This window comes from Pseudomonas baetica, from assembly GCF_002813455.1.
Taxonomy (GTDB): Bacteria; Pseudomonadota; Gammaproteobacteria; order Pseudomonadales; family Pseudomonadaceae; genus Aquipseudomonas; species Aquipseudomonas baetica.
Genome location: NZ_PHHE01000001.1, coordinates 5,854,719 through 5,877,613 on the forward strand (window position 1 = coordinate 5,854,719; position 22,895 = coordinate 5,877,613).

A 22,895-nucleotide genomic window follows, 5' to 3' on the forward strand; every position below is an offset into this window, starting at 1 on the left:
TGCGGGAGTGCAGCTTTTGAGGTTTGTAGGGTTGATACCTACAAACTCATATCCCTACATCACGGTCACCAGTCTTCGGAGCGTTCGGTGCGTTCGTGAAGGATACGAAGAATCTGTACTTCGTTCCCAACCACACGATAAGGGGCAATAAACGGGAATCTGGACAGAACCAACTCTCTAACGTCTGGCGCTTGAGAGGGTCTGCCCAAGCCTGTAAAGGTTTCTAGTCGTTCTAATGACTCAAGTATTTGAGCTACTACGCCGTCCGCTGACTCGGCCCCTATGCGAGTTGCGTAATACTCATGAATCGACTCTAGATCACTGTCCGCTTTGTCCGTCAATGCGATGTTTGGCACGATTCACCCATTTAGCCTTAACGGCTTTCAGATCTGTGAGGTTGCCTGCATCAGCGTCAGCGATACCTTCGGCGATTGCGTTGATGTGCCAAGACTCGGACTCAACGTAACGGGCCAAGGCGCGTTTTAGGTGATATTGACGGTCACGGTCAGTGGCTTCCGCCAACTGGTCAAGCTGTTCGACCAATACCTCTTCGACACGAAACGACAGCACAGGCGAAGCCATAATATATCCCTCTCTCGCATCTGTATACAGTTGCCATTAGTGTCAACACTGTAAACTATAGCCGAGCAGATAAACAACAATTTTGTTGTATTTATGTATTTTTGTCGGTTCTGTTAGTGCCGTAAACACTGGGCGAAGCCGGGTCTGAATTCAAAAACGCCATACACAGCCGGGTTTTGTATCAAACCTATCCTGCGGAAAGGTTAGGTTACCGTTCGTCGGAACTTCCGTTTCATTACTTCTACGTCAGATGGAGTATCAGGCCATCGCGGATCAGATCAATATCTGCTTCGGTGAAACCGATGACTTCCCTTTGTTCGTATCGCACGTTAGGAGCACTGCGATCCGCCCGGTCTTTTAAGCCGAACTGATGCACTCGAGCAATCCGGGCAATCCGACCGGTGAACCCGACGCTGATAGCACTCCCATGGCCTTGCACCTTAAGAAAGCTTGCCTTACGCAACTTCTGAAACATCTTCACTTTTCGCTTAACCCGACCCTGTTTACCGCGCAGGTTGCGTTGCTTGCGTGGCGCATACTTACTGCCGTCCGGGTTCTGCTGAGCAATGATCCGCTGTTGCTGACTGCGACGCAGGGCCTGGCCGATGCTGCGGGCCAGTTTGTTGCGCGATGTCGGTTCAAGCTGCCCGAGCAATCCCGCAGCCCAGTCCTCCAATGCTTCCAGTCGGTTTGTCATTTCGGCAGAACCCATTCACTACCGGTGCCTTGGGCGCCGGGTATCCAGTTCGGATCGAGGAAGTTGGCAGCCCGTTGTGGTTCGCCGGGATGGCGGATGGTGGTGTTGCCCTGGTCGTCCTTGCCTACCATCACACGCTCAGTCAGGGGCAGCGTCAAGCTCATATCAACTTTGCTGTTGTCGAGAATGTCGGCCTCGAACTGGATGCCATCAGCGGCCTTACTCGGCTTCTCCAGCAACTCGGACTGATAAACGCTCAACCACCCAAGCAACGGCAGCATGACGCTGTCGGGATGGCCGGCGAAGTCGGTGAGGATGACCTGTAGGTCGAAGCTGTACTCGAACGACAGCGTCTTCGCTGCGGTGCAGCGGATCTTGCCGTGGTCGATGAAGATCAGCAGGCGGTCGGGGTTGTGCTTGAGTTCTGCCACGGTCGCGAGCAGATGGGCCTTCAGGCTATCGGGCTTGTTCATGGTTGGGTCTGCCGATGTTGGTAGCCTATGTACACTTGGCTGGTGCACGCTGCCCGTGCGAGCTTGTTCATGCCGCCGGCGATTCGTCGTGGTGACTCTTCGAGAGTAATCATTTGAGGAACTCGCCGAGGTATAGCAGGCGGAAGTCTTCACGGCTGTATGACGAACGAGCTTCCTTGAGTATATGAGACATATCGAACGGCCAGGTGTATCTACGGTAGTGCCCGCCGTGGGCTGCAATCAGCCTTAACAGCATGTCGTTTTCTACAGGCAGTCCCGCCTCTCGCAAGCGTTTCGGTGTTGTCGCATAGTAGGCTCCGGGCCGGATTTCAATCGAATCCAGCCAGTCGAATTCGTCGTAAAACCAGACTGCATCGTCGGGATTTTCGTCAGTGGGTAACTCTTCGCCATCTTTCAGAATTGCAGCGCCCGGCAAGCGCCGCCGCGTATCCTCAACCAGCCCCGTTAAGGTGACGAAGCAGACACGCTGGCCGGCCTCAAGGTGAGTCTTCGCATGTTGAATGAGTCGCTCGGTTTTCCCTGTTTGCCTCGGGCTGATATCGAGATAGGCAATTCTGTGTGTTTGACTCATGTCGCCTCCGCCTGACGGCATTGGCAGTCACCGTATTCCTCATAGGTGCGCAGTGAACTGACTCGAAGGGTGCACAACGCCTGCACCCGGTCACAATGGACGAGGAGCGTCATAGTTGGTCTACCTTTCGGTTGAAAATTCTTTTGGCCGCAGCGCGTGTTCCTTCGACGCCGAGTAACCCGATAACTCCGCCGAAAAATGGTGCAGTCGAGGCCGGAATCTCTAGGAGCGCCAGCCCGTGACTGGCAGACAGCGCGAGGGCGCCGCAAAGGGGAGCCTCAATCATCATGCGGCGCACTGTGCCGCCGCCATAGATCACGCGAAGACTCGCGATGACCAGGGCTAGAAGACCGGAGTAAATAGCGGGCCAGTTCTGTTCGAGCCAAGCGGGGAGCCAAGCCCAGGTGTCGGGGCGGTAAGACATACTTCCATCCATGATCAGAGTGATTGGGTTCAGAGGCGCGGCGGTTCAGCTCCATAGATTCACCATTTGCCGTTTCGGGCATCCGCACCAGAAGTCCTTGCGGCAAAATCGGGCCGTGGTCGGCGAGTCCGGGGTTGGCTTCGAGCACTGCTTCGCTCACGCCGGCGGTACGGCCGTAGTGACGCCAACACAGGGCATCGACGGTGTCGTTTTGTTGGGCGCGGATGCTGACGGCCATCAGATCAGCTCCACGGTGGTACGGCCGAGGCCGAGGAAGTCGCGCACGGCCCAGCGCTGGTCGCGGCGCAATTCGTCGATGCTCGGGGTCAGTTCTTCGGCGTTCTGGTTGCCGCTGTTAGTGCTGTCGTAGGAGCGGTAGCGCTCGCAGATTTCCGCACCGGTCGCGGCGTAGATCACCCTTTGGTAGAGGTGAACGAGTTCAGATTTCTTCTCGATTTGTTCGGCCGGTACGTCCGCGAGAGTGGCGTAGCCTTCGGCCTGCTTGGCGCGGCGCCATGTGGTGAACTCGCGGTTCACGCTGATGGCGGCGGCGATGGTCGCGGCTTCCAGACGGATCGGCGTGACACTGGAGTCGATGCGCAAAGTGCCGCGCACGTCGTCGAGATCGATCGACGGCCAGAAGGGGTCGGTGTTGATGTGGCCGCTGGTGACCGGAGTACTGTTGCCGCCCGCTACGAATCCGCTCATGAATCTGCGCTCTGTTGTAGGTCGCCGGTGGTCGGGGCTTCACGTTCAGGAGGAGTGGCCTGGCCGATCCGCCCCGAGCCGGCGGGGTGCGTGGGGACGCTCGGTTAGCTGCCCGCGGCAGCGAGTTTGTTGAGCAGGCGTTCGGCCCGCTCCAGATCCTTTTTGCCACCGCAGGCGTCGTGCAGGTCGATGGCTTTTTTCAGCAGGTCAATGCCGGCTTGTACCTGACCGGGTTGGCCGGGGCGCTCGTCGTTGACGCCTTCCAGCGTTGCGCGGCCCATGGCGAGGAATAGCTTGGCGCATGCCTGATCGGGCATATCCTCGGCGTCGGTAAGTTCAGCGGTGCGTTGCAGAATCGCGAGCTCAAACGATTCGCCGACTTTCAGCGCCTTGAGCGCGACGGTGGCGATTTCTTCCGCGACCAGGCAGCCGGTGGTGCGTTCGAACCGGTCAGGCATGATCAATTTGTGTTTGAGTACGTAGTCGGCAATGTCGAGGGCGCCGTTGAAGTCTTCGGCGTCGATGCGCCAGACCATGATGGTGGTCAGCACTTCATCTTGTGCGCCTTTGCCGCCCTCGAGCACGCCTTGCACGTAGGGGATGTAATCGGGCAGCAACTGACGCTTGAGTTCGGCTTTGCCCTGGTTGGATTGCACCTGTTTCAGGCGCAGACGGTCTTGCAGCAGTTGATTGAGCTGATGTTCGTAGGCCGTGGCGCCGGCCATGGTTTGAGTGGGGTTAGCCGCTGCCGCTTCGATGGCGGCACTGACACGAACAAAATGGCGACGGCAGGGATTGGTCATGGTGTCCGCCTCAGCTCAGGGTGATGTTTTCGGCCATGGCGGCGCAGCCTAGATCTTCGATCACGTAGCTTTCGTTAACCGATTCGAAGTTCTCGATGCGGTCGCGTTTGGCGTTGTCGACGACGGTGCGGCGGCGGGTGCCTTCTTGCCAGTAGATCGACAGGTTGTCGAGGCGAGTCACCAGCAGGCCGTTGGCCGGGAAGTGCGGTACGCGCACAGCCGGCAGATTGCCCAATCGCTTTTGGCTGGTGACGATGTCAGCAGCGAGCATTTCGGTCGGCGCCTGAGTCTTGTTGATGATCGGGAAGTATTTGTCGGCCAATAGTTGGCGGCCGCAGATGACCACCAGATCGGTGTCTTCCTGATACCAAGGGTCGATGAACTCGTTGACCATGCTGACAACCAAGGCGTCGATGTTTTCGAAGTCCTTGCCGGCGCCGATTTCGATCTTGCCACTGCCTGCCACAACTTCGGCCATGACGCGGGCTTCGTTTTCAATGCGCATTTTTTGCAGCCAGCCGATGTTGACGTCCTGCAATAACGGGTTGGTTGCCGGGTTCGAAGTGGCGGCGCGACTGGTGCCGTTCCAGCCGATCATGATCCGGTTGAGCGCCTGAACCTTGATGATCGCGTCACGGATGCGCGCCTGAAAGTCTTTGAATTTCGCCCACTGATCCAGCTTCTGGTAACGCAGGCCGGTGTCAAAGTTGGTTTGGGTGCAGGTGTACCCGCGATTGTCCAAGCTGCTCGGGTCACGGGGTTCGCGATCCTTCACGGTGGTGTCGGTGGTGCTGGCAATGGTGCCGTCGATACCGATGCCGATCTTCTCGCCAGACTGCTCAGATACGCCGTAGATGTTGATCGAGGTGAGGAACGCGCTTGATTCCTGAATGCGGGTTTCGAGCGTCTGGGCAACGCTCGGTGCCGCGGTGAATTTGGTGGTGACGTCGCTCACGCCGTGCAGTTGGGCGAGCTGCTGCAGGTAAGCATTGAACAGAACGCGTGTGTCGTTGCGCATGGTGGTCGTCCTTGGTTATTCGGGGCTGTGGCGGGGCTGACTTTCAGCAGTCAGTCACGACCGAGTTGTCGCCACCGGTTACCGGAGGGCGCGTCTTTTGATTGGGGTCTTGGGTGGTGGAGAGCTGGGTCTTCATTTCGGTGAAGTCTTTGCTCAGTTGATCCAACCGGGTTTGCAGGCTTGTCGAAAACTTCTTCTCGGCTGCCATCTGGGCGGGCAGATCTTTGACGTGTTCGGCGACGGTTTCGACTGCTTGGCTGATGTGGGCGAACTCGTTTTCATCCTTGCTTTGCTTGCCGCCGAGCAGGTTCCTCACCGTGCTGAGTAGGTGAGCGCCGATGCTCGGTTTTTCTTCGAATTCCTCGAACGTCAGCTCTGTTTCCAGCGCCTCGGTGAACATCGAAGTCGCAGAGTAGTGGCGATCCTTGAACGGACTGACGTCCGGTTTCTGGGCCGAGAACGACAAGACGTCGGTGCCAAGGCTGGCCGGTGAATCGGTCACGCCAAGACCCACGATGTAGGCCTCACCGGTATCAGCGAAGCTGTCGTCGATTTCGATTGAGGTGTAGATCTTCTGTTTTGCTTTGTTCATGGCGATCAGGTCAGCCGTCGGCTCGACCTGGGCGAACAGGGCCAGTTTCTTTTGTCCGTTGATGTCCACTTCCTCGGTTCTCACCGCCAGAACATCGCCGTAGGCCTTGAATGGGCTGTCGGGTAGCAAGCTACGGAAATGCTCAAGCCAGATCCGCGCGCCATAGGTGGACGGGTTGAAGTTCTTCGCAGCCTGTTCCAGCCAGTTGCGTTTGATGGTGCGCTTGTCCGAGGTAGCGCCCTCGACGGCGACGCGGAACCAGTTGCTGCGGAATTTCTTCATGTCGGGAAACCTCATTTGCTTGGGCGCTGATTGCCTGCGATGAGGGGCATGGTCGTGACGCGCGCGAGTTGCGGCAATGAGGCGGGACTGTAGGGAAGGGCGGTACAAGAGGCGCCGCTATTGAGTCGTCGGCATGGGCGGCAGCATCGCGGCCATGATTACGACCGCACTGCTGCCCATGGATCCGCGCCGCCAATCCAAGTTTCTGTATTGGATGGGGTGGCGCGTCTGCGAGATTGCCGAGGCTACTGGCGAAAAGGAAAAGACGCTACATAGCTGGAAGGCCCGCGATCAGTGGGACCGCGCCGACAATGTCGAGCGAATCGGCGGGGCACTGGAAGCGCGGTTAGTGCAACTGATCCTCAAGGACGGGAAAAGCGGCAGCGATTTCAAAGAGATTGATTTGCTGCACCGGCAGTTGGAGCGGCAGGCGCGCATCCAGCGCTTTCAGGGGGGCGGTACCGAAACCGACCTCAACCCGAATCTAGCGAAACGCAACGCCGAGCCGAAGAAAAAGGCCGTCAAGAACGAGATTGACGAAGACCAGATCGAGCTGCTGCGTGAGGCCTTTATCGATGGCTGTTTCGACTACCAGAAAGACTGGTACCGCGCCGGCAATCAGCGCACCCGCGTCATTCTCAAGAGTCGGCAGATCGGCGCGACTTACTACTTCGCCCGCGAGGCGTTCATCGATGCGCTGGAGACCGGCCGCAACCAGATTTTCCTGTCGGCTTCGAAGAACCAGGCCTACCTGTTCCGGGGCTACATTCAAGCGTTCTGCCGCGAGATTATCGGCGTCGAGCTGACTGGCGATCCCATCGTTTTGCCCAACGGCGCCGAGCTGTTTTTCCTCGGTACCAACGCCCGCACTGCCCAGGGCTATCACGGCAATTTCTACTTCGATGAGTTCTTCTGGACGTTCAAGTTTGAAGAGCTGAATAAGGTCGCCTCGGGCATGGCGATGCACAAGAAGTGGCGCAAGACCTACTTTTCTACGCCGTCGAGCATGGCCCACGAGGCGTACACCTTCTGGACGGGCGAGCGCTTCAACAAGGGCAAGCCCGCCGCACAGCATACGAAGGTTGACGTGTCCCACGGTGCGCTCCAGCAGGGCCGGTTCTGTGAGGATCGGTTGTGGCGGCAGATCGTCACGATTCTGGATGCGGAGCGGGGCGGTTGTGACCTGTTCGATATTGAGGAACTGCGCCGCGAGTACAGCCCCGAGGCGTTCGCCAACCTGCTGATGTGCGAGTTCGTCGACGATGGCGCGAGCATCTTTCCGCTGACCCTTTTGCAGTCGTGCATGGTGGACAGTTGGGTCGAGTGGGCCGAGGACTACAAACCCTTCGCCATGCGCCCGTTCGGCGACCGCCAGGTTTGGATCGGCTATGACCCGGCCGAGACGGGCGACTGTTCCGGCATGGTGGTGGTCGCGCCGCCACTGGTTCCGGGCGGCAAGTTCCGCATCCTCGAGCGTCACCAGTTCCGGGGCATGGACTTCGCCGCGCAGGCCGCGTTCATCAAGAGCGTCTGCGACCGCTACTGGGTGACCTACATCGGGATCGACGTGACCGGTCTGGGCAGCGGCGTGGCCCAACTGGTGCGCCAGTTCTTCCCAGCAGTGACTACCTTCAGCTACTCGCCCGAAGTCAAAACCCGCCTCGTACTCAAGGCCTACGACGTAATCCACAAGGGACGGCTCGAATTCGACGCCGGCTGGACCGACATGGCCCAGTCGCTGATGGCAATCCGAAAGACCATCACCGCCGGCGGACGCCAGTACACCTACACCGCCGGCCGTAACGACAACACCGGCCACGCCGACCTGGCCTGGGCGCTCTTTCACGCATTGCACCACGAACCGCTTGAGGGGCAGACCACTGCCAACACCGGGCGCATGGAGATTTACTGATGACCGAACAAATGGCCAACCAGACGTTGCCCGCGACTACACCCGCCACAGGCGCCGGGACTCAGGTGTTTTCCTTCGGCGAGCCGACGCCGGTGCTGGGTGGTCGGGAGGTTTTCGATTACCTGGAGTGCTGGTTCAACGGGCGGTGGTATGAGCCGCCGCTTTCGCTGGATGGGCTGGCTCGTTCGGTGGGGGCGAGCGTGCATCTGCATTCGGGACTGATGTTCAAACGCAATCTGTTGAGCAAGACGTTTATCCCGCATCCGCTGCTGTCGCGGGCTTCGTTTGAGCAGTTTGCGTTGGATTTTTTGTGCTTGGGTAATGGCTATTTCGAGGGGCGTCGGTCGCGGTTGGGCGGGGTTCGGAAGCTGGATACGCCATTGGCCAAGTACATGCGTGCTGGGCCGGACGGGCAGTTTTACCAGGTGCGTGGGTGGAAGGATGAGCATGCGTTTGAGCCGGACAGCATTTTTCATCTGCGTGAGGCGGATCTGCATCAAGAGATTTATGGGTTGCCGGAGTGGATCAGTGCTTTGCAGTCGGCGTTGTTGAACGAGTCGGCGACGTTGTTTCGGCGCAAGTATTACGAGAACGGTAGTCACGCTGGTTTCATCTTGTACATGACGGACGCGGCCCAGACAGAGGCGGACATTGATGCATTGCGCAAGGCTCTGAAGGAATCGAAGGGGCCAGGAAATTTCCGGAATTTGTTCGTGTACTCGCCGACCGGCAAAAAGGACGGGATTCAACTGATTCCGGTGAGCGAGGTGGCGGCTAAGGATGAATTCAACTCGATTAAGAATCAGACTAGGGATGACGTGTTGGCGAGCCTCCGGATTCCACCGCAGTTGATGGGTATTGTTCCGCAGCACGCAGGTGGCTTTGGCTCGGTTAAAGAGGCATCTGAGCTTTGGGTTTGCAATGAGCTGCTACCACTCCAAGCTAGATTTGAACAAGTCAATGAGTGGTGCTGCGATGAGGTAATAAGATTCACTTGTTCAGGAGTTTTCTTGAGTAATCGCATAACCAAAGTGTGATCTAAAAATCCGTGCAATCTATAGATAAAAACTATCGAATGGCTGATTTAGATAGATAAAATCAGTCGCATGAAAGCTCAATTGTAATGATGTCGTATTGACATGTTGCATGTAAAAGCGCGAGGCTTGGCCATCTAAGGACTGATTTACAGGGAATTTCTAGATGGTTGATTTAATTATATTTGATTTGGACAACACTCTCGTAAAGACTGACGATCTTATAGAGTTTCGCGGCAAAGAAAATGTCAATGTAAGTGATGAGGACTACTTGGCGCGACTGAGAGCAAAAGCTACATCGCTCCAGCGGAGAATATTATCTAGCGATTTTTTTATAAAGCTTTCTGAAAGCCTCCCTAGTGTACAAGTTGCTGTTGTTACTCGATCTCCTCGAGCTTACGCTCGGGAATTATTGAATATCGTATACCCTGAAATCAAGTGGGCAGCTATCGTAGGCTATGAGGATGTCGATCGACCTAAGCCTCAGCCGGATGGATTGTATCTAGCGGCAAAGCATGCGGGAGTAGATGACCGAGAAAAGGTTATCCTCGTTGGCGATGATGTAAGTGATGCGGACGCTGCGTATAGAGGAGGATGCTGGTTTGTCTTAAGTGAAGTAGGGCTGGCGAAACCAAGTTATGCCGCACGCAATAGAATTCCTGATGCGATCGTGAAGAAGGAAAATACGCTACTTCGTGCTATTACTTCAATTAAGTCAAAGTTGCCATGGCTTGAGAAGGTTGTGTTGGAAGAGCCTTTAGATGAAAATTATCCCGAGCGTGTTTGTGCAACTTCACATTTTACACCGGATGGTTTTGGGGAACCCGGGAAACCCTTTCGAGTGCTTTCGCTTGGACGTTTGTTTGCTGAGCATCAAGCAACAAAAAACAAAAGAGAGTGGCATTTATTAACTGACGAAATTCTTAAATATAAAGATACCGATACATTTCCTCAGGAGTGGGCAGTCTGTGTTCGGGATGCTATGCAGAATCAGATATCAGCACTAAGGGAAAGTGAGGGTTTTTTACAGAGGCGAAAAAAATACAAATATGAAGTTATTGTAACAGTTGCGCCCTCGAAATTAGGTAGAAAGCCTAGGATGGAGAACTTCCTTGCCTATATTGAAGAGGCGAATAGTCATGATGCAATCAGTGACGGTGTCGTGAGTTTTGCACCCACTGCATTCAAATTTTCGGATGCAGCCAAATCACACCATGGCGAGTTCCTAAACGGTGTGCAGCGATTTGAGAACGTACGAGATTGTCTGAGTTGTGAAAATCCCGAGCAGTTCGACGGCAAAGTGGTGTTTGTCCTAGATGATGTGGTTACTACTGGAGCAACTCTTTTCTTCATGGACAAAATCTGCAGGGATAATGGCGCTGTGCATGTGATTTGCGTATGCTTAGCGCAAACGATTTCAATCAAGGATAGGTGATGTTAAGCCAGAACGCCTTTTTAGCTCTAGTGCTCAGCGCATTGAAGGGTATCGGTGCAAGTACTATTAATAAGGCGCTTTCTTTACATAATCCGAATGGGACAATTTTTGAGTTGTGCGAGATGGCATCTTCGCTTCGAAAAATCCCATTTGATGCATCTATATATGACGCAGCGATGAGTAGCGCTGAGTTTCAGAAGAAAGCCGCAGAAACAAATGGGATTGAAGTTGTATCCACATTGGACGGAAAATATTCAGAGTTGTTGCGTGGTTCTGGTTCGGCTCCCGCGTTGTTATTTTTACAAGGAAACTCTCAGTTATTAAACAAAAAAAGTGTTGCGGTGATTGGTACTCGCGAACCTACTGAACACGGCAAGATAATAGCTCAGCGAATTACTGAGTATGTCGTGGGTCAGGGATGGGTGATTGTCAGTGGCTTAGCCATTGGGTGTGATGCTATCGCGCATAGACAAGCATTAGATAGCGGGGGGGGACAGTTGCGGTACTTGCACATGGTTTGCAAATGATCGCTCCGCGCCAGAATCAGGAGTTGGCTAGAGATATCGTATCGAAAGGGGGACTTCTAGTTTCTGAGTTTGCGTTCGGCGTAAAAGCTTCTGGACCTAACTTTGTGATTCGAGATAAAACTCAGGCAGGGCTTTCTAGTGGTGTAATCATGATTCAGTCTGATTTGAAGGGCGGGAGCCTACATGCGTCTAGAAGCGCTATTAAGTTTGGTCGCAGTTTAATTGTTCCGTATCCAACTGTGCGAGATATAGAAAATGCAGAGCCGAAGATATCTGCAAATTTGATGCTTTCAGAAGGTGATAGTGTCGCTCGATGTAACTTGTTAAAGGCGACAGCTTCTGAGTTAAGCAACTTGATGGTCTTGAAAAGCAAGTTTGATTATCCAGATATGCTCAAGAGTCTAGATCGAGTTATTAAATAAAACTACTAGAAGTCGCGTGAAACTGCTTTGTTTACATAATATTTACTGGGCAATTTGCACGGTGAAATTTTATTGGCGCGCGTCGTCGTCCCCCCACCTCGCCTACGGGCTAAATGGGTCTTTTTTTCCGCAGTCCTGCGATCCGCCGAGCGCAGCCTCGGCTGGGCTTTGTGATGCTGAATGAAGTAGACAAAAAGCCTGCGAATCCCTGCGAAGGGTAGGGTACCCGATGCATTTTCCCTGGCTCGTTTGTTCGTCAGACATGAGGCACCGTCAGGCGCTGATTTTCAGCAGCCCAGTCGGAAAAAAGTAATGTGGTAATTCGGATATCGGTCGACCGCTGAAAGCCCCGTTTTCATTGGTTTTACTGAATTACTTCAAAAAGTAATTTTGAGTAATGAAAAGGTAATGTTGGCGTAAGTTGCTGATTTATAAGAGGTAAATGAATAGAAAAATTACTCCCTTAAAAGGTAATTACCTTACCTTTACATTACTTAAAAATTACCTTGTGCCGATACCTTGCAGGTCAGTTGAATCAAGGCTCTTAGGCCGGTTATTTGATTTAGTTACCGAAATTACCTTTTTCCGATGCCGTTCCCAAAAAAACGGGTAACCACCGTATCGCCCTTTGCGCGTTCGACTGCCGCACAAATCTATGGGACTGCCATGGGAACCCTTGCGCGCTAACTATCGCCCTGAAACCCTTAAAAACCGGGGCCAGACTTCGCGAAAATTGTAATCGGGCGGTTTCGAATCTCTCCTTCACCGCCATATTCGATTACACAAAACCCCTGATTTCGGAAGAAGTCAGGGGTTTTGTGGTTTCTGGCGTCTGCATTTTTTGGGCGTCAACTGAAAATCGGCTTCATCCTCGATTGAATTACAATCGCGGTTTTTATCTGCCAGAAAAGGACTGTTTCCATGATCATTTCCACCACTCAAGCCATCGAAGGCCGTCAGATCACCGCCTATCTGGACATAGTCAGTGCGGAGTCGGTGCAGGGCGTCAATGTGATCCGCGACATGTTTGCCGGCATGCGTGATTTTTTTGGCGGTCGGTCGCAAACGCTGGAGCGGGCATTGAAAGAAGCTCGCATTCAGGCCACGGACGAGATCAAGGAACGAGCGCGTGCCTTGCAGGCAGATGCGGTGGTCGGATTGGATTTCGAGATCAGCATGCCGGCGGGCAAGGGCGGCATGGTTGTGGTGTTTGTGACGGGAACAGCGGTGAAGCTGCGCTGAGCGGCCGCCGCGGCGTTGAATTTTTGTAGGCCATTCGTCGGGCGTCAGGCGTTCTGAATAACAAGTCCATTAATGACCAGCTAGTCTCAAAATCCTGAGGGGTCGATATTTTTCAGGCAAGATGGTTTGCCGGTGTCGACCTATTACGAAGGGGAGAGGGCATGACTCAACCGTATATCGAAGACGATGGCGCTGAATTTTCCTTCAACAACTGCGTACGCTGCGGACAGAGCGAGTACCAGTCGGGTTTTGGTGAAGACACGATTCAGAACGCCAAAATCAAATCCATGGCGCCGAAAGGGCCGAAGGCGAAATTCCTTCCCAAGGTGGCGCGGGCCAGAAAATAAGCTTTCTCGACATAAACCCCGTCATTGAACGGGGTTTTTTTACGTCTGATCGGTGACTTCCGAAACGTTCTACGAATGGTTTAAAGAACTCGGTTTTTTTTCACAAACTTTTCACGTAGTCCGGATTAAGGTGAAGCCATCCGTTAGAAAGCAAGTCTCCAGCCCGTCTCCCCAGCGGGCTTTTTTTTGGTTCTTCACGGAATCCCGGGAAACACAGAAACAAGAACGCCGATTTGCTTGATGATGTTCGTGCGAGCAAACACATCTAACAAACCGGCGTTCTTATGCGCGATATTAATACTTTCCTTCCTTTTTGGGAGGGCTTTTCTGTCGTCACGATCAAGCCTGATGGTGATGCCCTCCTGATCGATCTTACACCCCACGCCACCCGATTCCCTTCCTGTGGTGGGTGCCAAAAACCCTGTTCAACCACGCATGAGTATTGCCAGCGAGTCATTCGTGATTTACCCATTCTCGGTCGCGCAGTACGCCTGAGCGTTTTGCTCCGACGCGTTGGTTGCCGCGACTGTGGCAAACGCATGGAGGCCGTCAGTTGGCTGGATCGCTATGCCCGTATGACACGGCGTCTGGCAGAGGCGGTCATTCAAGCCTGTGAACGCCTTCCCACGTTGCACGTAGCGCAGATGTTTGGGCTGCATTGGGAGACCGTTCGGGTGCTGGAGCGTCGAGCCTTGCAAGCAGCATTGAGCGTTTTGCCAAAGGCGCAACCGCGACGCTTGGTGATGGACGAGTTCGCATTATTCAAAGGTCATCGTTATGCCAGCGTTGTTCTGGACGCGGATACGCGACGGGTGCTGTGGATCGGCGAAGGCCGCAGCCGGGCGGCGGTCAGGCCATTTTTCGAAGAGCTGGGGCCAGAGGGGTGCGCCCGAATCGAAGCGGTGGCAATGGACATGAACACCGCTTTTGATCTGGAGGTTCGTCAGCACTGCCCAAAAGCGCGAGTGGTCTACGATCTTTTCCATGTGGTGGCCAAATATGGCCGAGAGGTGATTGATCGGGTTCGCGTCGACGAAGCCAATCGACTGCGTCACGACAAGCCGGCCCGAAAGGTCATCAAGCAAGCGCGTTGGCTGCTCCTGCGCAACCCGCAGAACCTGAAAACACCGGAGCAACAGGTCCGCTTGGAGGATTTGCTGGCGGCCAACCAAGCGTTGATGACGGTCTACTTGATGAAAGCTGAACTCAAAACGCTCTGGACGCCAAGTACCGCCTGGGGCTGGAGATCAGCCTGGAAGCAATGGCTGCGCCACGCTGATGAAAGCGCGATACCGGCTCTGATCCTGTTCGCCAAACGGCTAAAGGGTTATTGGCGGGGAATCGTCAGCCGGGTTCGCTGGCCGATGCACACGGGGCAGTTGGAAGGCATAAACAATCGAATAAAGGTTATCAAACGGATGGCGTACGGTTACCGGGATAGCGAATTCTTTTTCATGAAAATCAAGAGCGTCTTTCCCGGTAATCCGTGAAGAACCTTTTTTTTGCCTGTCGTAAAACCTTTTCCAGAATCGCTGTCAAATCGGCGCCAAGTGCTTGCTGCGCTTTGGTTCCGTCTGGACTTTTGCGCAGCTACGGCATTAAATCCCGCCCCCTTTTTGTCATCCCGATTTTTGAGGTTTTCGTCATGCGTTTAACACTGCCTGCTCTGGTTCTGGGGCTTTTCGTTGCTCAAGGTGCGATGGCTGCCGGTGACGGCACCGCTGCGCTGGGCGGTGGTCTGGGTGGCGCGCTGGGTAATGTCGTCGGCCAGAAAATGGGCGGCAGCACCGGCGCCGCGATTGGTGCCGGTGTGGCGGGCGCAGCGGGTAGTGCAGTGGCGGCACGCAAAGGCAGCCGGACCAAAGCGGCCATCGGCGGCGGTGTTGGCGCTGCCGGCGGTTCGGTGATCGGCAACAGCCTGGGCGGCAGAAATGGCGCCACCATCGGTGCTGGTCTGGGTGGTGCTGCGGGCGGCGCGGTGGGCAGCAACCTGTCCAAAGGCCACAAGCGTCACTGAGATTGATTGCGTGCCAGAAAAGCCCGACTGGATGTCGTAATGCTGTTCACTTAAGCGGAGCAGCCTTACGGTCCACCGGAAACCGGGTTTTTGAGATCTTCACCGTCCTTGGCCTCGAAGGCCTTGGACGGTGATCCAGAAACAGCCCGCCAACGCCTTTTCTAAGTTCCGCCAACCGTCTACCCGTCGCTGAAACAGGATTGGCCGCTGCCATTACGATCAACTGCACGGCGATGTACTGGCAAGCCGGCTTGAAACGGATGTCCGACGGCGCTCGACCAAACGCGACTGCTGCCTGACTTGCCTCCCGACGAATCACGTTGTAAGCCAGCAACAACCCCCACACTTCCTGGTAGATCAAATCGACCTTTTTGCTGCGCAAGGTCATTGCGTTTTGCTGCATTGAGCTTTTGATATCCCTGAAGCCCAATTCGATTTCCCAGCGCTCCTGATAAAGCTTGGCAACAGACTTGGTGCTGTAGATCTTGGCCGGCAACGACGTCATGACTGTTTTTACTTTGCCTTGAATTTCATAACTGACTTCACGCGCCTCCCAGTGTGTAGGAAGAGTCGGATTTCGCTTTCTGGCTTGCGGCGACACTTTCATACGCACCAAACGATCATGCTGGTTGTAACGGGCTACCTCCTCGCAAACCAATCCCTTTTTTGCCGGAATCAGCCAATGACGGTGACTGCCGTCGCCGCTCAGGCTGAGCATGAGATCGGCGCTCCAGAACCCTTTATCGAATAGCGTCACGGAGTGGTCGGGGATCTGCTGCAAAAACTCATCGGCCAGACGCATTTCGCTGCGTCGGTAAGGGCTAAGCTGTGCATCCAGGATCAGGTGTGAACGCACATTCATCAGCGCCACCAGGCGCAGCATGGGAAAGGGAGTCTGGCGGTCGGTCGAGGTGTTTCCAGAACCGAAATGGTCTCGCAACTCCGGTGTATCCGGCGTGCGCAGAAGCGCACCATCGACTGCAAATACTTGCAGATCCTGCCAGGCATCATCGGGATAGCGCTGCGCGCCCCATTGAGTACCCGTTTTGCGAAACAACCACTCAACCGGGTCGGCCCCCAGCCGCTTGCGGGCTTCGGATACACCGCTACGGGCCAATAGATGGTCAGAAGCCAGACCTTGGGCGCAGATGTTCAAACGTCGGGCGACCTCATGAACGGGCTCGTCGCGAAACAATGCCATGCCGAGCACCAGCCAGAGCACTTGGTCGGCAGGCAAGCGACGCCGTCGGATAGTGGCCTGGCTGGACAGATCCAGCGCAGACGCGACCCACTCGATGGGAATATTTTGAGTGAATGTGCTCAAGTCACAGAAGTTGAAAAGGTCGCCGAGGTCGAGCAAGTCCTGTTGAACAGACATAAAAAATCCGATGCCAGAGATCTGACATCGGATTTTCGAAGAAGCCCGGCGAGGATTCAAATGCTTAAGTGAACAGCATTAGGCTTGATGCCGGGCTTTTTCATGCCTGAACGTTTTTACGGAAAACGTCTCCAATCGTATATAAGTCCATACTTCGTCGGACTGTCCCGATTCGGGAACTGTGAGGTTCATATGCGTTTGTCATTATCTGCACTGTTTTTCGGATTGTTGGTTGCCCAGGGCGCGATGGCGGCCGGGGATGGTTCCGCAGCGGCTGGCGGTGGGCTGGGTGGCGTGCTGGGCAATGTGGTCGGCGGGCAACTCGGTGGCAGCACGGGGGCTGCGGTCGGTGCGGGTGTGGGTGGCGCGGCGGGCAGCGCCGTCGGCGCGAATAAACGCAGTCGTACGGAAGCCGCCATTGGTGGTGGCCTTGGTGCAGCTGGCGGCTCAGTGATCGGTAACAGCCTGGGCGGTTCGACCGGTTCGGCTGTTGGTGCCGGATTGGGTGGCGCGGCGGGTGGTGCGGTGGGCAACAACTTGGGTGACGATGGTGGGAAGTCTCATTCTGATGGTGGTCATAAGCATAAGAACAAGCATAAAAACAAACATCATTGATTGATGATTGGATAGGAACCCGGCCTTGTGCCGGGTTTTCCGTTTCTGCAGGTTCGACTCGGGAACGATTGGCAGCAGGGCCTTTCGAACGTCATACACTCCGCGAATACATGAGGTTTGCCATGACTCCCGAACCGAAGGCAAGGAAGAGAAAGGTCCAAGTGGACTGCCGTTTATCAATGATCCGGGGAATGAGGATCCGGGGTCGCAGATGGATGCTCCGGTGCCGCTGATTGATTCGGATGATGAATTGGATGGCGAGTTTGATGAGGATGAAGATGAGCAGTGAGCGAATGCACGGGTTACTCCCCGGGGTCGCTAGCGTGTTAAAGCCTTTAATTCTCAGGGGCCTGTCGGTGCAGGCCCTGTGAGTGTTAGGTAGAGTTGTGTGGTGTCATGAATTAAAAGGACTTTAACCATGCACGATAGAACGCCTTTTGGTCCTCTATGTTATTTGTTAGGTCTCTGTCTTCGTAATCGAAAATGCGAACTATATCTTCCTCTTCTGAGGGACGTCCTTCACGGAGCTCATAGGCAGTAAGTCCGCAGGACATTTGTGAACTCATGCTTGACGGGTGGACGTTGATTTTAGAACCCTTACATAAAAAAGTAACCTCTGGAAATTCTGACCTCAGCGCACCAAAACAGCCATAAAGATCGTAAGACGTATAGGTTTTTTTTAGGCCATCTTTTCTTGTAAATGTTAGCGCTCTATTCCTTCTGTCACATTCAATAAAAGCTGCTTCCAGACCTTCAGCTGTTTTAATCTGAATTTCTATCGGTTTCATTGTTTACTCCTGTTTGGGTTGAGCACTGAATAACCTTTATAGCTGCCATCTTCGTAGACTGGCGTGGCTCCTACAATGTCTTTACTTTTAATACCCCCTGGAACTGCAATTTCTACTTCACGTCGATGGGGTGAAAGGGCACCAAGTTCTTTGTTTACGTCAATCCCTTTAACGTTCTTCAGTACATATATGTAACCGTCGGCAATGCCGTAGCCCGTAGCAAATTTTGCTGCCTGCTGTTCTGAGAAAGAAGTACTCACATACCAGCTTGGTGGAATTTTATTGTCCAAAGCATGCAGGAAAAGATCTTTACTATCGCCCCATGGTTCAAATCCGGCATCAAAAATTTCCCATGGTTCTCGATCATCGCCTCGGTACAAATAATGGTTTTCTTGTTTCGGGGCTGGAGTTGCAGGTGCCCCTTCCTCTACACCGACTTTGCTAAAAGTGTGGACTTCACGTGAGGGTTTTCCGCAATTATCCCCACCCGGACAATCACTCAACCCCAACGGATCCACCCACCCCGTCGGATTCGGCACGTACTGGTACTGATTAATCCCACCCGCCAATTTGATCGGGTCCGGCGTCAAATACCGTCCCAGCCTTGGGTCGTAATACCGGTGCCGGTTGTAATGCAGCCCACTTTCCCCATCGAAATACTGCCCCTGAAAGCGCAGCGGCTGGTCCAGGTAGTCCTCGCCGGCGAGGGTGATCGCGGCGACTTTGCCGTAGGCGTCGTATTGCGCCGACCAGACGATTTCGCCGCTGTAGTCGGTGAGTTCCTGCGGGGTGCCGAGGTGGTCGAGCTGGTAGTAGAACGGGCAGGCTTTTTTCGGGCCCTTGCCATCGAGTAGCGCCAGCGGGCGAAAGGTGCCGGGTTCGTAGACGTAGCTGCGGTACTGGCTTTGGCTGCTTTCGGCGACGAGGTGATCGCCTTGCCAGAAGAACTCGGTGGTGGTGCCGTCGACGGTTTTGCGGATGCGTCGGCCGAAGGCGTCGTATTGGTACGTCGCGGTTTTGCCGTCGGGACGGGTCAGGCCGATGAGCCGGTGCTGGCTGTCGTAGCGGTATTCGGTGACGAGTTTCTGCCCGGTGCCACGGCGTTCGCGGATCAGGTTGCCGAAGGCGTCGTAGTCGTAGTGGCGGTCGCCCTGCATCAGCAGGCGGTTGCCTTTTATCTGCGTCGGGCCGGGGCGGTCCTGCATCAGCAGGTTGCCGGCCGGGTCGTGAGCGAAGGATTCCGGCAGTTCATCGCGTGAGTGTCGTACGCGAATCTGCCGGTCGAGGGCGTCGTAGCCGTAGGTGCGCTGGCCGTGGCGGGTGTCGGCGATGTGTTGCAGATTGCCGTTGGCGCTGTAGGCATAATCGCGCCGATACAACGAAGCGTGCTCATGGCCTACGGCGTGAGCGAGCAAACGGCCCTGATCGTCGTAGGCATATTCGCTGAGCAGCAGGCCTTGCTGACGATGCTGTTCGCGACCGGCGCGGTAGACATGCTGCGTCAGTGGCGCGCCGTTGAGGTGGATCGCGGTCAGCGCACCGCCCTTGGCGTAGTGGTAATCGAGCTTGCTGTTGTCCGGCAGACGCTGGCGCTTGAGCTGGCCGCAGGCGTCGTAGGTGTAACGCAGGGTGCCCCAGCCTTGATGCTCGGTGATCAGCCGGTCCTGCAGGTCGTATTCGAAGGCCAGTGGGTGTTTCTGGCCGTCGTCGACGCCGGTTAAACGACCGAGGCGGTCGTAGCGGTATTCGACCTTGATCCCGTCCGGCAGGGTTTTGATCAGCAAGCGTCCGGCGGTATCGCGCTCGTATCCGGTGACCAACGTCGAGCCGTCATCGCCGAACTCGGTCTTTTCCAGCAGGTGACCATTGAGGTCATAGGCGTAGGCCGTGCGCCGACCGTCGAAGCCGGTTTCCTGTCGGATCAGTCCGGTGGACGTGTAGTCCAGACGGTACTTTTCGCCGGACTCGTTTTCGATCTCGGTGAGCAGCAGTTGCGCATGGTCGTAGCGGTACTGCACCCGCGTGCCGTCTGGGTTGATCCGCCGCGAAACCAGATGCAGGTCGTCGTCATATTCGTAGCGGGTGATGCGCCCGAGTTCGTCGCGTTCAGCCGTGACTTGACCATATGAGCCGTAGCTGTAGGCACGGGTGGCCCCGCCCGCAAACGTGGTATGCACCAGTCGGCCCACGGCGTCCCAATGCTGACGCGTGATCGCGCCATGTTCGTCCTGCGTTGTGCTCCGTCGCCCGAGCGCATCGTAGGAAAAACGCCGCACGCCACCGTCGGGCAGCGTCTCTTCAGTCAGTTGGCCGAGGTCGTTCCACACCAGCACATGGCGGCTGGTGTCCGGGTAACGGATCGATAGCAATTGCCCACGGGCGTCGTAGTGGTAATGGCTGACATGACCGTCAGGATCAACCGCTTCGGTGACATCGCCCTGGGCATTGCGCCGATACGTCCACACTGCTTCGCCACGCGAGCGGCTGTGCAGGAAACCGTTGCGGTACTCGTAGGACGTTGGCTCGTCATCCGGCGGAAGCAGCGCGATCAGCCGTCCGACATCGTCGTAGCGGTATTCGGTGATGGCGCCTAAAGGGTCCTGCTCGGCGATCAATCGGCCCTGATCGTCGTAAGCCTTGAGGTGCTCGCCACCGTCAGCCTCGACCTTGCGCACCAGTCGTGCCCGGTCGTCGTGGACGTAGGTTTCTTCGGTGCCGTCGACGTAATGCACCGCAACACTGCCGTCGTCGCTCCAGACATAACGCGTGTTCATCTGCGAGAACGACGCCCAATGGCGCACGCAACGCGCCGACTTCCCGGCCCGTTCCCACTCCCAGAAGAAACTCGCGCCGCCGGTCAACTGGCGCTGGAGGATGACGTGTTGATCGTCGTAGTCGTAGCGCTCGCTGTCGCCGACGGCATTACACGCTTCGATCAGGTGCTGATAAGCGTCGTAGCGGTAACTGACGAGGGTTTGCTCAGTGAGCCAAGGCTCGGCCAGGTTCTGCGACGGGTCAAAACGCTGGTAATCAACCGCGATCAGATGTGAGCGGTCGTAACGCAACAACAACGCCCGGCCCGCGCCATTGTCCAAACGCTCAATGCGATCCTGCCGATCCCGCAAAATACGCAGACGGTTGTCATACGCATCACTGATCGCCGTCAGCCGCCCGGTGCGAAAGTGATAAAACCGCGCCGCATCCCCCGCCAGCGCAAGAATCAACTCCTGCGGTTCATCCCCGAGAAAAATCGCCGCCCGCGACAGACTGTTGTGAATCGCCGGCCGCTCGACATTCGGCGCTGGAAACTGCGTGCGACGATTTTCGTGATCCACCCAAACAACAAAATCGCCATCAAACTCCAGCCGATGCGCCAGCGAATGGCTCCAGCCAAAACCCAGCCCGACATCGATCTCGGCGGCGCTGGTGCGATACAACCGGGTGAACTCGAACGGCAACACGCCATCGAGCACACCATCGGTCAGGGTCAACAGTTCTTCACCCGTGACCATCGACACCGGGCAGCCATTGGTGCAGGTCGAGGGCACGCAATCGGCGCTGTCGCCGTTGGGGTTTTTCGCCTGATTCGGTGCGTCGTCATGAGGCTCATGACGCTCCATCCGGCTCGAACCGCCAGACTTGTCTCGCGCAAGAGGCGCCGGGTTCGGCACCGTCAACACGAGCGAATCGGCTTGACGAATGTTCAGCGGTATCGACGGCGTCGGTTTCAGCTCAACGTCACGCGCGTGGAACATCAGCGGCTTTAAAGCGCCCGCGTGGTTATTCAGTTGCGGCGCAGAAGTCAGCTCCGCCAGCCGCAACGCGGACGCCGCCAACCATTCCCGCGCCCTCGGCGACTTGATCTTTGCCAGCACCTTGCTGCTCAAACGCAAGGGCACGCCGACGCCACCCGACAACCCCATCAGCAGAAAGCTGATCAGCAGTTCGACACGAACTTCGGCAACCACTTCGGCCAGATATTGCGGCGGCAGCATCTTCAGCCAACTGGTGAACGCAGCCAGATGAATGAACAGCAGCGGCTCGTCGCTGAGGATCAGCAGACCGTTGGCGATGGCCTAGCTGGAGGCTTGCAGCAGTGCCTGGAGTTCACTATCGCTCAGGTATTCCAGCAGCTTTTCGCTGTTGGCCTGCAAGTCGGCAAGCAGGGCGAACACTTGCCTGATGTCATCCCAAACGCCATTCAGGGCGCTCTCGAAACCGCGCCAATCGGCTTGTTGCAACTGACCGTAACGGTCAACAAATCCTGCGCTGGAAAACGCCGTCCACAGCGGTTGAAACCCTGTCCACTCACCGCGCAACCAGCCCTCAAGGCCATCGATGATGCCCTGATAGGAGGCATACAACGTCTTGACATGATCGGGGGAAACATCGGGAAAGAAGGTGATGCGATAACGCTGGCCCCGATCACAATCGTTGACTTGCAGAATGCCGCTTGGCCCGATGGTGTGATTGAGCGGTTCGCCAAAGGTCAGAACACCGCCAACATCGGCAACCACAGGTTCGAGCGTTACCGGGGTGTTGCCAATTGGCACGAACCGCGCGGCGTCGAACATGTGCACCAACGTCAGCGGCCCACTGGCGGGGCACATGACCACCGATGAACTGAGTGGTTTGCGGGACCCCAGTGGCGCACTGAGGCGCACGTCGTTGCCGACGGTAAATACCTGTTCGACATCCAGCGCGGTTCCTGTCCAGAACTGCTCGGCCCAGGCCTCGTAGTTGTTCAGGCACAGACGGAACTCGCGGATCAGGGTGTCGAAGTCGGGGTGTTGGGGGTTGAGGGCGGCAACCACCAGCAGGCCGATGCTGTTGTTCAGGGGCAGAAGCCGATCGGGTGGAAGCATTCGCAGTCTCTCGCGCACGTCAAAAAGGTGCGGGGACTTTGCGGGGGATCAATCAGGAAAGAAGTCGGGCGAGTAGGCGATGCTTGTAGGATGTTTCGCTAAATGTTCGCGAGTTGTTCATCGTCACAACGGACATTGACCG

Annotated in this window: 22 protein-coding genes and 3 pseudogenes; 10 read left to right on the forward strand and 15 right to left on the reverse strand. The window is 55.6% G+C overall.

From position 1 onward, the window contains the following. Positions 1-65: 65 nt before the first annotated feature. From ATI02_RS27130 to ATI02_RS27180, 11 genes and pseudogenes are all read right to left on the reverse strand, one after another. Positions 66-356: a type II toxin-antitoxin system RelE/ParE family toxin gene (locus ATI02_RS27130; protein ID WP_100847870.1), complete on the reverse strand. Its 291-nt coding sequence runs from the start codon at positions 354-356 to the stop codon at positions 66-68. Next, the gene (locus ATI02_RS27135) at positions 319-582 is read right to left on the reverse strand and encodes a CopG family ribbon-helix-helix protein (RefSeq protein WP_100847871.1); all 264 of its coding nucleotides are present in this window, start codon (positions 580-582) and stop codon (positions 319-321) included. Before ATI02_RS27135 ends, ATI02_RS27130 begins: the two co-directional genes overlap by 38 nt. 241 nt (positions 583-823) lie before the next feature. Continuing rightward, on the reverse strand, positions 824-1,279 hold the full coding sequence (locus ATI02_RS27140; protein ID WP_100848506.1) for a phage virion morphogenesis protein: 456 nt from the start codon (positions 1,277-1,279) through the stop codon (positions 824-826). After that, complete coding sequence (locus ATI02_RS27145; protein WP_100847872.1) at positions 1,276-1,752, reverse strand: phage tail protein; 477 nt, start codon at positions 1,750-1,752, stop codon at positions 1,276-1,278. The genes ATI02_RS27140 and ATI02_RS27145 overlap by 4 nt, the downstream gene beginning before the upstream one ends. A 109-nt stretch (positions 1,753-1,861) precedes the next feature. Continuing rightward, entirely contained in the window at positions 1,862-2,344 is a 483-nt protein-coding gene (locus ATI02_RS27150) for an NADPH-dependent FMN reductase family protein (RefSeq protein WP_100847873.1), read from the reverse strand. A gap of 109 nt (positions 2,345-2,453) precedes the next feature. Beyond that, on the reverse strand, positions 2,454-2,768 hold the full coding sequence (locus ATI02_RS27155; RefSeq protein ID WP_100847874.1) for a phage holin, lambda family: 315 nt from the start codon (positions 2,766-2,768) through the stop codon (positions 2,454-2,456). Positions 2,769-2,813: 45 nt separating this feature from the next. Then, a pseudogene (locus ATI02_RS27160) lies at positions 2,814-3,006 on the reverse strand (tail protein X). Then, positions 3,006-3,476: a head completion/stabilization protein gene (locus tag ATI02_RS27165; RefSeq protein ID WP_100847875.1), complete on the reverse strand. Its 471-nt coding sequence runs from the start codon at positions 3,474-3,476 to the stop codon at positions 3,006-3,008. Before ATI02_RS27165 ends, ATI02_RS27160 begins: the two are co-directional and overlap by 1 nt. A gap of 104 nt (positions 3,477-3,580) precedes the next feature. After that, positions 3,581-4,279, reverse strand: coding sequence for a phage terminase small subunit (locus ATI02_RS27170; protein ID WP_100847876.1), 699 nt, complete (start codon positions 4,277-4,279; stop codon positions 3,581-3,583). Positions 4,280-4,289: 10 nt separating this feature from the next. Further along, positions 4,290-5,297, reverse strand: a complete 1,008-nt coding sequence (locus tag ATI02_RS27175) for a phage major capsid protein, P2 family (RefSeq protein WP_100847877.1) — start codon at positions 5,295-5,297, stop codon at positions 4,290-4,292. A 43-nt stretch (positions 5,298-5,340) separates the two neighbouring features. Further along, positions 5,341-6,171, reverse strand: coding sequence for a GPO family capsid scaffolding protein (locus ATI02_RS27180; protein ID WP_100847878.1), 831 nt, complete (start codon positions 6,169-6,171; stop codon positions 5,341-5,343). A 154-nt stretch (positions 6,172-6,325) separates the two neighbouring features. Here ATI02_RS27180 and ATI02_RS27185 point away from each other — a divergent pair, with 154 nt between their 5' ends. From ATI02_RS27185 to ATI02_RS27210, 6 genes and pseudogenes are all read left to right on the forward strand, one after another. After that, positions 6,326-8,083 carry a terminase ATPase subunit family protein gene (locus ATI02_RS27185; protein WP_100848507.1) on the forward strand — a complete coding sequence of 586 codons (1,758 nt, stop codon included), beginning with the start codon at positions 6,326-6,328 and terminating at the stop codon, positions 8,081-8,083. An 11-nt stretch (positions 8,084-8,094) separates the two neighbouring features. Then, on the forward strand, positions 8,095-9,120 hold the full coding sequence (locus ATI02_RS27190; RefSeq protein ID WP_238156301.1) for a phage portal protein: 1,026 nt from the start codon (positions 8,095-8,097) through the stop codon (positions 9,118-9,120). Between the two features lie 163 nt (positions 9,121-9,283). Continuing rightward, complete coding sequence (locus ATI02_RS27195; protein ID WP_100847880.1) at positions 9,284-10,552, forward strand: HAD hydrolase-like protein; 1,269 nt, start codon at positions 9,284-9,286, stop codon at positions 10,550-10,552. Between the two features lie 176 nt (positions 10,553-10,728). Next, positions 10,729-11,501, forward strand: a pseudogene (locus ATI02_RS32855) (DNA-processing protein DprA). A gap of 921 nt (positions 11,502-12,422) precedes the next feature. Then, positions 12,423-12,743 (forward strand): YbjQ family protein, encoded by a 321-nt coding sequence (locus tag ATI02_RS27205; RefSeq protein ID WP_095191317.1) that lies wholly within the window; start codon positions 12,423-12,425, stop codon positions 12,741-12,743. Positions 12,744-12,904: 161 nt separating this feature from the next. Beyond that, the gene (locus ATI02_RS27210; protein WP_100847881.1) at positions 12,905-13,090 is read left to right on the forward strand and encodes a hypothetical protein; all 186 of its coding nucleotides are present in this window, start codon (positions 12,905-12,907) and stop codon (positions 13,088-13,090) included. Positions 13,091-13,284: 194 nt separating this feature from the next. Here ATI02_RS27210 and ATI02_RS32860 read toward each other — a convergent pair whose 3' ends face one another. After that, positions 13,285-13,506: a hypothetical protein gene (locus ATI02_RS32860; protein WP_244196567.1), complete on the reverse strand. Its 222-nt coding sequence runs from the start codon at positions 13,504-13,506 to the stop codon at positions 13,285-13,287. Between ATI02_RS32860 and ATI02_RS27215 the strand changes: the two genes are divergently transcribed. Together ATI02_RS27215 and ATI02_RS27220 are read left to right on the forward strand one after the other, a co-directional pair. Then, positions 13,429-14,580: an ISL3 family transposase gene (locus ATI02_RS27215; RefSeq protein ID WP_341866118.1), complete on the forward strand. Its 1,152-nt coding sequence runs from the start codon at positions 13,429-13,431 to the stop codon at positions 14,578-14,580. The two genes, ATI02_RS32860 and ATI02_RS27215, sit on opposite strands and share 78 nt — an antisense overlap. A gap of 155 nt (positions 14,581-14,735) precedes the next feature. Continuing rightward, positions 14,736-15,107 (forward strand): glycine zipper domain-containing protein, encoded by a 372-nt coding sequence (locus ATI02_RS27220; protein WP_100847883.1) that lies wholly within the window; start codon positions 14,736-14,738, stop codon positions 15,105-15,107. 46 nt (positions 15,108-15,153) lie between these two features. Here ATI02_RS27220 and ATI02_RS27225 read toward each other — a convergent pair whose 3' ends face one another. Next, on the reverse strand, positions 15,154-16,485 hold the full coding sequence (locus ATI02_RS27225) for an IS4 family transposase (RefSeq protein WP_100845672.1): 1,332 nt from the start codon (positions 16,483-16,485) through the stop codon (positions 15,154-15,156). Between the two features lie 192 nt (positions 16,486-16,677). Between ATI02_RS27225 and ATI02_RS27230 the strand changes: the two genes are divergently transcribed. Together ATI02_RS27230 and ATI02_RS32865 are read left to right on the forward strand one after the other, a co-directional pair. Beyond that, entirely contained in the window at positions 16,678-17,100 is a 423-nt protein-coding gene (locus tag ATI02_RS27230) for a glycine zipper domain-containing protein (protein WP_100847884.1), read from the forward strand. A 106-nt stretch (positions 17,101-17,206) separates the two neighbouring features. Beyond that, positions 17,207-17,389, forward strand: coding sequence for a hypothetical protein (locus ATI02_RS32865; protein ID WP_100848508.1), 183 nt, complete (start codon positions 17,207-17,209; stop codon positions 17,387-17,389). Between the two features lie 112 nt (positions 17,390-17,501). Here ATI02_RS32865 and ATI02_RS27240 read toward each other — a convergent pair whose 3' ends face one another. Both ATI02_RS27240 and ATI02_RS33400 read right to left on the reverse strand, forming a co-directional pair. Further along, on the reverse strand, positions 17,502-17,888 hold the full coding sequence (locus ATI02_RS27240) for a hypothetical protein (RefSeq protein ID WP_100847885.1): 387 nt from the start codon (positions 17,886-17,888) through the stop codon (positions 17,502-17,504). Then, positions 17,885-22,753, reverse strand: a pseudogene (locus tag ATI02_RS33400) (RHS repeat-associated core domain-containing protein). The gene ATI02_RS27240 and the pseudogene ATI02_RS33400 overlap by 4 nt, the downstream one beginning before the upstream one ends. Between the last annotated feature and the right edge of the window lie 142 nt (positions 22,754-22,895).